Here is an 11,924-nt window from a genome sequence, read left to right as displayed (position 1 = left end):
TTATCCCCTCATCCGACAATAGCCTTTATATCTACCAGATCAGCCATCCTCCTGCCACCTTCGGTATTAGGATGAAGTCCGTCTCCGATGTTACAGTCATCCTTCATATATCCCGGCTTATTGTCATTCCTAAGCTCCTTGTCGAAATCGAAAAATCCATCGATAAGCTCGCCGCTTCTTATCCATTCGTTGGCCTTATTTCTTGAAGCCTCGAACTTTGGAAGCCACCAGTCAGGATACTCGTCATTTCCGCAAGGTGTTATTGTTCCAAAGTAAATCTCTGCGCCATTATCATGGGCAAGAGCTGCTATCTTTTTATATCCGTTTACAATGTCCTCTCCGCTTGTGGTCTCTTCCTTGTCCTCTAAGAAAAGCGGATGCATTATGTCGTTTATTCCTATAAGAGTAAGAACAGTGTCCACCTCATCGATTCCGAAGACATCCTCCTCAAATCTGTCTACTCCTGCTTTTCCGAAAAGCACAAGCTGTTTTCCCGCTGCCTTAACATAGGTCGCATCATCCACCAGTCTGTTGCCGCCTATACCGCAGTTGATAAGGGACAGCTTTCCGGGATATGCTTTATACAGTCTCTTCTGAAGTGCATTGGTGTAAAAGGACATGTGAGTTATGGAATCCCCGAAGGCTGCGATAACCTTGGTGTCATCATCTGCGAGAGCCTGCACGATATCAAAGCCTGAGAAAATCTTCATCATACCGATATTGGCATCATCTCTTAAAATGTCAGAGGTTATCTCCGGAAGTGTTCCCTTTGAAGCTCCAAGACTATTTTCATCAGCCTCTGTGACATCGCCCTCGTAGTAATTAACCTCGGCTCCGCCGTCTGACCAGAAGCAGCAGATGGAATCCATTTCCTGTCTGTCCTTGTAGTAAATACTTATAACCAGCCTGTCACCGGCGCTGATCTTGTAATCCACCTCGTCGCTAAATACCACTTCATCAGGGCCAAGCTTTATCTCCTCTTTTCCATCCAAAGTGATGCTGCTAATCTTTGAAGCGCCTTCCTTTGTTATGGTTGCCTTGGCAATCCTGAGTTCATTTTTGCTGTAGCGGTTGGTGAATCTGACTCTTACCCTGTCTGCATCGACATTGTTATCAAAGGACACTCTCTGAGTAAGATTGTCAGCCAGTGCTATATTTTCTCCATATCCGATTTTCAGATATTTAAAAGTACTAAGCCATTTCATACTGCATATACCTCCATTTACGAACTCTATTATAGGAAAGATGTATGCGCATTACTTTGCAATTCTTACCCAGCTAATTGTCAATTTTTTATTCCATTGGAGGAATGGAGAGTGAGTTCCTGCTTCCCTCAGGAATACCTGCAAGGAATGAAAATGCAGGATCAAGCATCTTATCCCAGGTATCAAAATCGTGGTTACCTTCAGTTCCGAAATACCTGTAGGGAACCTCTGACTTATCAAGAGTTTCTCTGAATTCCTTAACCTGTGAATCTACTGCTATATCGTGATCTCCGCAGCCGATAAACAGCTCGGGAATTATGGACTTATCTGCTTCTGAATAGGCCTTCAAAATGTTCCAGGGGCCATTCTCGTACTCTTCCCTGGTTCCAAACATGTTGGCAAATTCAGCAGCACCAAAGCCGCCCTTCTCAGGCTCTGAAAGAAGTGTCCAGGGATTGGTCGCAGGTGAAAATGCAGCAACCTTGGAGAACACGTCATGGTATCTGATACCGTTTAAAAGAGCTCCGTAGCCGCCCATGGATATTCCCGCAATGTAGGTATCCTCTCTTTTATCAGAGAGTCTGAACATATCCCTTGTTCTCTCGATAAGCTCCTCACCTATGAACTTGCTGTAATTGGCATTTCTCTCCGGGTGATCTATATAAAAAGCATTCTGGCCGTTTGGCATTACAACCGTAAGGCCCTTGAGCTCAGCCTGCTTGCGGATTCCAAGCATTGTGATAATGCTTGCATAATCCCCGCTGTAGCCGGGAAGAAAATATACTGTTTTGTAGGGAGGCTCAGCGTCGGAACCAAAGGGTCCTCTCTCGGGCATGAATACGCAAACCGACACTCCCTGCTTTAAACTATCCGATAAAAAATGTACCTCTGAAAAAGACATTACGTTTAGCTCCTTTTAGATTTTTCCAAGAACCCAGTCAAGCCCCTTGAAGATATACTCGTTCCAGAAATTCCAGTCATGGATTCCGGGTCCCTCTTCGTAGGTGAAATCAGCCTTGTTCTCTTCAAAGAATCTTCTCATGATCTGATTGTTCTCATAGAGGAAGTCCTCTGTTCCAACAGCCATGTAGATCGGAGGAATCTTTGCCCCCTTATCCTTGAGCTTTGTATAAAGAACCTCAGGGTTGTTATCAGATTCCTTGACCTTATCAAGGTCTCCGAATACTTCTCTGTAGTAATCGTAGTTGGCCATCATATCCTGGAAGCCTTCCTTAAGACCTGCAATATCATGGATGATAAGAGCTGATGACAAAGCCACAACTCCGCCGAAGGTCTCAGGATAAGCAAGTGCTGTGTGGATTGCACCAAAGCCGCCCATGGAAAGGCCACCGATCAGTGTGTCCTCTCTTTTTTCTGAAAGGCCGAATAATTTTCTTGTATAATTAACAACCTCTTCTCCTGCAAAGGTTCCGTACTGACAGCCTGTTGCCTTTCTGTCCAGATAGAAGTTGTTGCCGCCAGTTATCATGATAACTGCCAGGTTATATTTTCCTGCGATATCCTCTGCAACGCCATTGTACTCCCAGTCACTCTCGTTACCTGAAAAGCCGTGAAGAAGATAAAGTGTCTTCATTGGTCTTTTAAAATGCTCGTTCCCCTCAACCATTATAGGCGGAATATCATTAGGTATTACATATGAGATATTCACCTGCCCCATCTGCGAAATGGAGTAAAATCTAAGTCTTCCTGTCGCCATTTTTTGCCTCCTACGTTATGCTAAATAGTAGTTATGCTAATTGATAGTTCCACAGATCTCCTGTCGGAACGTATGATACTTTTACTTCGCCCTTTGTAAGGTCTGTCAGCCAGTCTGCAGCATATTTTGCACCAAGCTCCTCCCAGTTAAAGTGGCCGATATTAAAGCATGCCATGTTTCTTCCAAGAGAAATACCGTCCCTTATATAGGACAGCAGATTCCACTCGATTATCTCTCCGGGGATGATTGCGTCTATATGCTCCTCCTGCATTGCGCGGATAATCTCCGTTGTGTAGTCAGTGTAATAGCCGCCCTTTTCAGATGCAGGTATAAATGCATCGGGATAGATATGTCCGACGAGAGCAAGCTTTTTGATCTTATCCTCAGGTCGTCCGATATATCTTGTTCCGTGAAGTCCTATCTTATCTATGAGCTCCTTGTTCATCTCTGCTACCGTAACCTCCTCGGGGAGCTCGATAACATAGCCAAAGGGAACCTTATTTCCTGAATCCTTAAGATAATCCTCCCAGCCCATGTACTTGATCACACCTGTGAAGATGCTGTCGGGTCTGTGGGCATGCATGTGATCGTGATCCCTGAAAACAACAATACCGTTGTCCTCAAGGAGCTTCATCTTTTCATCATAGATGTCGCACTTATAATTAGCTCTCCATCCCTTAAGGTCGGGGGTAAGGTAGCTTGTGGGCTCATGTACATAAAGCAGGTTGCAGCCCATCTCAATTGTTTTTCTTATTACATCAACATTGGGAACGAGGGCTGATACAATGCCTGTACACTCTCTGTCGGGGTCCCCACACTTTATTCCATCGCATCCATCATAATCAGGACCAAGGTCGGGATGGTATGCGTATACGCTCGCCAAAACATCTGATATTTTCATATTTTTCACCTCACAGTTTTCACAAGGAAGTTCTGCTATCGGGCTAAAGCCCGATCCAGAACACGTTCACACTAGGCTCGGAAATACCTCGCCAAGTGTTCTCAGCCTTTCACAGCACCTACGACAACGCCTTTAACAAAGTATTTCTGCACAAAAGGGTAAATAACTACAATAGGTAGAATTCCAATAACCGCCATGGACATTCTCACTGCGTTGCTTGGAAGGGATATTGCTCCTGTACCTACTGCCACACTGGCTGCGCCGCTCTTAAGATACTGAATGTTGTTCATTATCCTGATGAGCAGGTTCTGAATTCCGTAATACTGTGGCTTCTGTATGTAGTACAGCGCGTTTACCCAGTCATTCCAATAAGTAAGTGCTGTAAAAAGCGAAATTGTTGCAACTGTCGGAACTGCAAGAGGGAAAATGATCTTAAAGAAAATTGTAAGCTCACTTGCTCCGTCTATCTGAGCAGACTCGATAAGTGCATCCGGGATGCTGTTTGCATAATAGTTTCTTACAAGAAAAATATTGAAAGCACCGCACAGATAATTGGGAAGAATCAGTGCCCAGATGCTGTTTTTTATATCAAAAATCTGAGTCCACATCATGTATGAAGGAACTACACCGCCGTTGAAAAGCATTGTGAAGAATACGAAAAATGCAAGTACGTTGCGGTATTTGAAGTTCTTTCTGCTCATGGGATAAGCGATCATTGTGGTGATAAGTACGCTTATAAGTGTTCCTACGATTGTTACGAGGACTGAGATTCCATAAGCTCTGAAAATTGTTGAACCCTGCTGAAGCATATATACGTATGCGTCTGTGGACCATTTTTCCGGGATAAATGCATATCCGTTTCTTAGAAGTGTTGTCTCATCCGTGAAGGATGCAACTACGATAAGTATTATCGGTAAAAGTGCCAGTATTGCCAGAATTCCAAGGGCGATGGTTGATATAGCCTTGAATTTCTTTGCATCCGAAGAGACATGAACGGCACTTACTATATTTGCTGTTCCCATTTTTAATGTATTTTCCATTTTTAACTCCTTTAGAAAAGTGCGTTATCGTTGTCCACTTTACGGACAAATGCGTTAGCTGAAACCACGATGATAAAGCCAAGCAGTGACTGGAAAAGGCCTGCTGCGGCACTCATTCCAACGTCGTTAAGTTCCATAAGACCTCTGTACACGTAGGTATCGATGGTCTGGGTTGTGGCATAGAGCGCACCTGAGTTCATAGGAACCTGATAGAACAGACCGAAGTCAGAGAAGAAGATTCTTCCGACTGCCATAAGTGTCATGATGATGACTGTGGGCTTAAGAAGCGGAAGTGTCACTCTGAAGATCTGCTGAAGCTTGGTCGCACCGTCAAGGCTCGCTGCTTCGTATACTGACTTGTCAATTCCTGCAATTGCTGCAAGGTAGATGATTGACATATAGCCGGCATTTTTCCAAAGGTAAACTATCGTTAAGATAAAGGGCCAGTAGCCTCTCTCCATGTACCAGGCAATATCCTCTTTTCCCAATGCCTTCATGATGGTGTTATTGATAAAACCACTGTCGGAATTAAGGAACGCATATACCATGTATGCGATGATAACCCAGCTCATAAGGTTAGGAAGAAGCAGAGCTGACTGAAAGAACTTAGTTCTGATGCTGTCACCAAGAGCATTCAGGAAAATCGCGATGGTGATCGCAAAGACTGTTCCAATTACGATAAATGCCAGATTATAAAGGATTGTGTTCCTTGTCATTATGATGGCATCCTTTGTCTGGAACAGAAATTTAAAGTTCTGAAAACCATTCCAGGGGCTCTTCCAGATTCCTTTTTTATAACTAAAATTCTTGAAAGCAAGAAAGATACCAAACATCGGAATATAGTTGTTGATAAGAAGATATAAGATACCCGGCGCTGCTATCAAAAGAAGCGGACCCGATTTAGCATATTTATTTTTTACTTTTTTAATGTTGGACTTGTTTTCAGACATCTAAATTCCTTCCTCTTTTACATATATACAGGCCAGTATGTCTACCTGGTTCGTGACCTTTTAAGATATACCGGCCTGCTTATATTTTTTTATAAAAACTAATGAATTACTGTGCTGCTACCCAAGCGTCAAGCTGCTTCTGCTTTTCAGCGAGGATATCGTCATAGCCTGCATCCTTAAGTGCCTGTCTGAACCCAGCAAGTGCTGACTCTGTTTCAACTGATCCGCAAGCGATACCGGGCAGATACTGCTGGATTACATTGCTTACTGCTGTGTACTGAGTCTGAACGCCTGATGCATCAAAGGTGAAGCCCATTGCAGGTGATGAAGGAGCGTTGTGGTTCTGCTCGTCCTCCCACTTAAGTGACTCCTCTGAGCCTGAGCCCTCTAAAGGCCACTGGATGAAGAAGTTACCAAGAACACCGCATGAAAGCTGTGCTGTGTAAGGAACTGTTGCAGCGTCCTGTCCCTCGGGATAAGAAACTGTTCCGTCTTCGTTCTTTGTATAATCTCTGCCCTCGATACCATAGAGCATTGTGTTGATTACATCAGCGTCTGTGTATGTAAGGTTGAGGAACTTAAGTGCTGCATCAGGATTCTCAGAAGTTGATGCGATAACCTGTGCTACTGCATTGATTGAAGATGTATCAAGGTAAGCATCTCCGAGTGCGATTGCACCAAGCTCGTAGCCTGAAGGAGCTGAAAGTGAAGCTGCTGTGTCCTCGAGAGGATAGCTATATGATGCTGAGTAAGCGAAGTAGTTACCTGAAGACATAAGCTCTGCTGCTGCAGATGTTGTTGTAGCTGCATCCTTCATGATGTAGTCATTTGAGTACCAGTCTCTTACAAGGTTTGCATAGTCCTCAAAATCTGTAAGGTCATAGTAGCTTGTTACTGTCATGTCCTCGCCCTGAAGAACACCTGTGGGTGATGCGAAGGAATCACCAAGCCAGTCGATATTGGGGATCCATCTTGTAAGACCGCTGTCGCCCTGAGATACAGGAGCAAGAGGTGTCATCTCAGGATGAGCTTCCTTAACCTGTGCAAAGATATCTGTGAGATCCTTTGCTGTCTTTACTGTATCCATGTTAAGTCCGAGTTCCTCAGCGATGTCCTTTCTGTAAAGAAGCATGGGCTGAAGTGCGAAGGGCTTAAGTGTAGGAATAGCATAAAGTCTGCCGTCCTGCATTGTGGTCTTGAGCCACTCCTCCTCGAAGAGTTCCTTGGTCTCCTTTGCATCTGTGTCCATCATGTCTGTGATGTCGTAACACATATCACTTGCAATACTATTACCAAGATCGCCAAGTGTGTGGAAAATATCGATCTCGCCGTTCTGTACAGCAAGGCTTACCTGCTGTGTGTAATCAGCGATTGAAAGAGGCATAAGATGAACCTCAACTCCAATCTTCTCTCTTGTGATCTCGTTGAGAGCCTCTTCTACATCAGAAGTATCATCAGGAACTGTATTGAAGGTTACGAACGCATAAGTGATCTGGTCGTAATCTCCGTCAGCGGTTGCTGCCGCCTCAGTCTTTGTATCGTTATCTGAACCTGCGCTCTGTGCGCCCCCATCAGATGAACCACATGCTACAAGTGAAAATGTCATAGCTGCGGCAAGAATTGTGCTAATAGCTTTTTTAAACATAATTACCTCCCTTTGTACATTGTGTTTAATTGCTCTTCATTTGAAGTAAACTCATTATACAAAGGGAGGTAATTCTCTTTCTTTTAAAAACAAGACATTAATTTTTAATTTTAAGTTTTTTTCGTAAATAGAATTTTTTATTCGTTTTGTCCCGTAGTCATGGCATGGTATTCACCGGGAGTATAGCCTGTTGTCTTCTTAAATACCGTTGAGAAGTAGGAAAAATTGTCAAAGCCCACCTCTGCTGCCACGTCACTGATGCGGACTCCGGGACTTGAAAGGCGCTCCTTTGCAATCTGAACACGGTAGTCGCTTATGTACTGCTTAAGACTTACGCCTGTCTCCTTTTTAAACATCTTAGCCATGTACTCAGGTGTGAGGAACACGCTCTCAGCGATCTCCGTTCTTGATATATCTTCTGCGTAGTGCTGGTGCACGTAGTTCTTGGCACGCTGCACAATGGAGTCTGACTGCTCAACCTCAGTTACATAGTCAATTGTGGCTGAGATCAGATGCACCTGAAAACGCATCATGTCCATCAGCGAATCCGTGGACTGACTCTCAAGAAGCACAAAGGCATCATTTGCAAAAAGCTGCGTAGCCTGGATCCCCTTGCTGTGAAGGTATACGAAAACTATCTGCAAAAGATCCTGCTTTATTATGGTAAGCGTGGCTGCTGAGAGCTTCTTCTGGTTCGCAAGGCTCTCCATGCTGAATTTAAGAAGGTTCAGAAGTTCCTTTTTCTTCTTTTCATTAAGAAGAAGTCTTATCTGCTCCTGATCCAGGATATGTTCCTTTTCTGAGAGCATTACAATCTCATCATTTTCATGGAAAACTCTTCCCTTGGAAGCCACGTTATTTCTGTCCAGCTCCTCGATGTGAAGCTTTGTCTCATGGAGCTCTTCTATATTACAGGAGTTTCCTATATATACGGTTATAACATTCCCCAGCTCCTTTAGCGCTTCATCGATAAACTCCTGGTCTATGGTCTTGGACTCATCTCCGCAGATGATAGCGGTGTAGAGAAGGTTCTTAACATGATAGTTTACTATCCTTCCCTGGTGGAGTTTTTCACAGCAGAGCTTGTCAGTCACAAAGGCCGTAAGGTCCTTTTCATAGAGTCCCACGGATTCCTTACCGATCTTCTCACCTATCTGCTCGGGATTGCCACTCGCTATTATGAAAAGTCTGTAGGTGCTGTCAGTATCTATATCAAGCCCTCTGTTTGCAGCTTCCTTCGCAATGATACTCCTGTCCTCTACAATCCTTCGCTGCAGTACATCATCCCAGAAGGAACCCTCAACATATTCAAGACTTCCTGCGTAAAGCTCCTCGAATTTCGAAGCCTTCTGTATCTCCTGTCTGTCGCTTAATCTCTGCAGGGCAGACGTGAGCTCCGCCTCCATTCTGTCTGCATTAAAGGGTTTAACCACATAGCCTGATGCCTTGTATTCAATAGCCTGTCTCGCATAATCGAATTTCTCATGGCTTGTAAGGAAAATGAATTCGGTATCGATTTTCTCCTCCCTGACCCACTTTATAAGGTCAAGGCCGCTTCCCATGGGCATCTCAATATCGCAGACAGCTATGCTTATGTCATTGTCCTTAAAAATCCTCTGCGCAGAAGCCACATTATAGGCTGTGTGCACCTTATCTATATGAAATTTATCCCAGTCCACATTGGCGACTATTACGTCCACCGTGGATATATCATCATCTATTACGATTGCATCCATAAACTGCTCTGCCTCTTAACTCTCTTAGGAATCCACATATCTACGCGGCTTCCATGGGTATCTTTATTTGAAAACTCGATAAGGTCATCTCTTCTGTACATAAGACTTAGTGTCTTTTTCAGATTCCAGAGCCCTACTCCGTGTCCGTTTTCCTTGACCTTTACATTTCCATTTTTCACATCCGCAAGGAATTCCTCCGGAAATCCATCGCCGTCATCCTCCACTGTGATGTGGCACATCTCTTCACCATAGTGCTCCTCTGCTTTTGCGGAAATCAATATGGATATCATTTTATCAACTGATACGGCATGCTTGTATATATTTTCAAGAATCGTATGTACAAGGAGCTGCGGAACCGGATAATCCTCCAGTCCCTCTCCGATATCTATAAAATCAAAAACAGAACCCGGATAGAGAATATCCTGCATCGCAATGTAGTCTCTCGCGTGTTCGATTTCCTCAGAAAGCGGCACCGTGTGAAGGCCTGACTTAAACAGGTATCTTACGTTCCTTGAAAGCCTCTCAATGTACTCTCTTATCTCTTCATTCTTGTTCTGATAGGACATACTGTGAATTGTTGTCAGCGCATTAAGGAAAAAGTGAGGCTTAATCTGAAGCTGAACATATTTTAAAGTAGCTTCGTCAAAGGCTATTCTCTCCTCGTAGGATTTCATGCGGAGATTAACAATGGTGTCCATCATCTTGTTGAAGCTCGTATTTATCTGCTGAAACTCTGTGGTGTCCGCATTGTCAGAGAGCCTCACGTTCTGGTCACCCTTCTCGATTTCTCTCATGGCACGAAGAAGGTCAGAAAGAGGTGAAAAAACTGTTTTTCTCGCATAAATGCTCATAAACACCAGCATCAGTATCGCGATTACTATCAGGATTATTATAACCACCTGAAGAATCTGAAAGCCACCATAGACCTTGCTTCTGGTCATACTAAGGAAAAGCGAAAAATCTCCGCTTGCAAAACCGGTTCCGGAAATATAATACTCCTTGTCCGGAGACCATCTGCAAACATCGATATAGTTTTCGGTCAGATAGTCCTTTATCAGACCGTTTCCACCGTGTGTCAGGGATGCATCTTCGTCTGTAGCAGCTTCTATGGCTCCATACTCTGCAATTATCTGGCCATCATCAGACACAAGAGTATATTCAATCCCACTTTCAGGTGAATAAAAATCGGAAATATTTGACACCTTTACAAGAACGCCGAGCATTCTCTTTTTATTCTTATACATTCTAAGAAGATAGCTGTCTTCACCTATTTTCCAATAGAACCAGGATGAAGGCATATTGCCGGGATTATCCTCCACAAGCTGCCGTATAGTCTTCTCTATATTAGATGTCTCTTCGTATGAAATATTAGGCTCTGTCCTTGCTATGTAGGTATCCCCTACAAGGTCATAGAAAACAAGTGTCTGAACGTCACTACTTGTCATTGCTGCCCTGTTCAATATCTGAACCATGTTCTGCGCAGCTATAGCCCTCTGATTTTCATTCCCATACTCGAAGACCTGTATATTTTCATTATTCTGCAAAACCGAAGCCAGCGCCTGCTCGTTGGATTTTAGCACCTCTTCTATTTCGTAGGACGCCATCTCCCTGGCCTGAGTAATGGACGCAGCAGCGCTATCCTCCAGTGTTCCTGATGTATTCCACCACACTGCGGACAGAATAACGATCATGAGCAGAAGGTACCCTACTGAAGCTATGGCTATGATCCTGATAAAGGAGACTTTTTTTGTTTCATCTGTTTTCATAAATAAACCCTTTCGGTTTCGTAGGCTCCTCCCACTGCCCTTGGGCGGTGGGAGGAGCCTTGTAAATTCGTAGCCATTAACCTTGGCTCTCGATATACTTTTGTATAGTGGCTGATGATACTTCGCCTATACTACAAGCAAAATATCCGTCAGACCAAAAGATTTTCTTCTTCCAATACTGTTTAGACAAAAAGTTTGGATATTTCTGCCAAAGATAGTATGTGGTCTGCTGTTTAATAAGTTTTACCATGTCGCAAACTCTGTCCGTAGTATCGTAACTGATAAGAAAATGTATATGGTCTTTATCGGTTTCCATAGCAATAATGCTGTAACCCTTAGAATTGCAGATATCGTATATCTTCTGCTTTACATCGTCAGCGATAGAATCTTTAAGCAGTTGCTTACGGTACTTTGTTACGAGGACTATATGTACTTTTAAACTATACTTGCGCCTGTTATGGCGATTATATCTGCTATCCATAAGCTGTTTTACGATAATGTCGCGATTTTTACGGAAACTCCATTATTGGTATCGTAATCATCCACTATGAGTATTCCATTATCAAGTTCGATTTCGTAACCTGCGTCTTTCAGGGCTTGGATTATTATGTCTTTAACTTTGTTTTCCATGATAAAATCTCCTACAAATAATTGACTTTCACTAATATATATTATATCATTTGTTTAGTGAAGTTACAATGAGGTACACTATGGAACAGATGACAGTCACGGCTAAAATTCAGATATCCGTTAGTGCAGACAATAAGGTTCTACTTGATAAAACCATGTCTGTTTATTCTGCTGCCTGTAATTTTGTGTCTGACTATGTGTTCCGTACTCACGACCTAAAACAGTTCTCACTTAACAAGGTTTTGTATTCTACACTCCGAGAAGAGTTTGGACTTAAATCTCAAATGGCTCAGTCTGTATTTAAGACTGTTATCGCAAGATATAAAACCATTCT

General features: G+C 43.3%; 11 protein-coding genes and 1 pseudogene. 1 reads left to right on the top strand and 11 read right to left on the bottom strand.

Translation table 11 applies throughout. From position 1 onward, the window contains the following. Positions 1-8 precede the first annotated feature (8 nt). The 11 genes from G601_RS0111265 to G601_RS26135 all read right to left on the bottom strand — a co-directional run bounded on the left by G601_RS0111265 (position 9) and on the right by G601_RS26135 (position 11,590). A complete protein-coding gene (locus G601_RS0111265) occupies positions 9-1,205 on the bottom strand; it encodes a GDSL-type esterase/lipase family protein (RefSeq protein WP_026665411.1) in 1,197 nt (398 codons plus the stop codon). A gap of 88 nt (positions 1,206-1,293) precedes the next feature. Beyond that, positions 1,294-2,106, bottom strand: coding sequence for an alpha/beta hydrolase (locus tag G601_RS25050; RefSeq protein WP_051205768.1), 813 nt, complete (start codon positions 2,104-2,106; stop codon positions 1,294-1,296). A gap of 15 nt (positions 2,107-2,121) precedes the next feature. After that, a complete protein-coding gene (locus tag G601_RS0111255; protein ID WP_026492776.1) occupies positions 2,122-2,922 on the bottom strand; it encodes an alpha/beta hydrolase in 801 nt (266 codons plus the stop codon). Positions 2,923-2,953: 31 nt separating this feature from the next. Next, entirely contained in the window at positions 2,954-3,823 is an 870-nt protein-coding gene (locus G601_RS0111250; protein ID WP_026665410.1) for a Nif3-like dinuclear metal center hexameric protein, read from the bottom strand. A 101-nt stretch (positions 3,824-3,924) separates the two neighbouring features. Then, a complete protein-coding gene (locus G601_RS0111245; RefSeq protein ID WP_242834414.1) occupies positions 3,925-4,863 on the bottom strand; it encodes a carbohydrate ABC transporter permease in 939 nt (312 codons plus the stop codon). An 11-nt stretch (positions 4,864-4,874) separates the two neighbouring features. Next, positions 4,875-5,813, bottom strand: a complete 939-nt coding sequence (locus G601_RS0111240) for an ABC transporter permease (protein ID WP_026665408.1) — start codon at positions 5,811-5,813, stop codon at positions 4,875-4,877. Positions 5,814-5,919: 106 nt separating this feature from the next. Next, complete coding sequence (locus G601_RS0111235; RefSeq protein WP_035790704.1) at positions 5,920-7,458, bottom strand: ABC transporter substrate-binding protein; 1,539 nt, start codon at positions 7,456-7,458, stop codon at positions 5,920-5,922. 137 nt (positions 7,459-7,595) lie between these two features. After that, positions 7,596-9,194, bottom strand: a complete 1,599-nt coding sequence (locus tag G601_RS0111230) for a response regulator transcription factor (protein WP_026665406.1) — start codon at positions 9,192-9,194, stop codon at positions 7,596-7,598. Then, complete coding sequence (locus G601_RS0111225) at positions 9,179-10,960, bottom strand: sensor histidine kinase (RefSeq protein WP_026665405.1); 1,782 nt, start codon at positions 10,958-10,960, stop codon at positions 9,179-9,181. The genes G601_RS0111230 and G601_RS0111225 overlap by 16 nt, the downstream gene beginning before the upstream one ends. 76 nt (positions 10,961-11,036) lie before the next feature. Further along, entirely contained in the window at positions 11,037-11,441 is a 405-nt protein-coding gene (gene tnpA / locus G601_RS0111220; protein WP_026493307.1) for an IS200/IS605 family transposase, read from the bottom strand. An 8-nt stretch (positions 11,442-11,449) separates the two neighbouring features. Beyond that, on the bottom strand, positions 11,450-11,590 hold the full coding sequence (locus tag G601_RS26135) for a hypothetical protein (RefSeq protein ID WP_155834519.1): 141 nt from the start codon (positions 11,588-11,590) through the stop codon (positions 11,450-11,452). Positions 11,591-11,670: 80 nt separating this feature from the next. On the opposite strand from G601_RS26135, the pseudogene G601_RS22970 reads away from it, so the two are divergent. Further along, positions 11,671-11,924: pseudogene (locus G601_RS22970) on the top strand (RNA-guided endonuclease TnpB family protein); the annotation flags it as partial.

This window comes from Butyrivibrio sp. FC2001, assembly GCF_000424125.1.
GTDB lineage: Bacteria > Bacillota > Clostridia > Lachnospirales > Lachnospiraceae > Butyrivibrio.
This window is presented reverse-complemented; position numbering and strand designations above follow the sequence as displayed.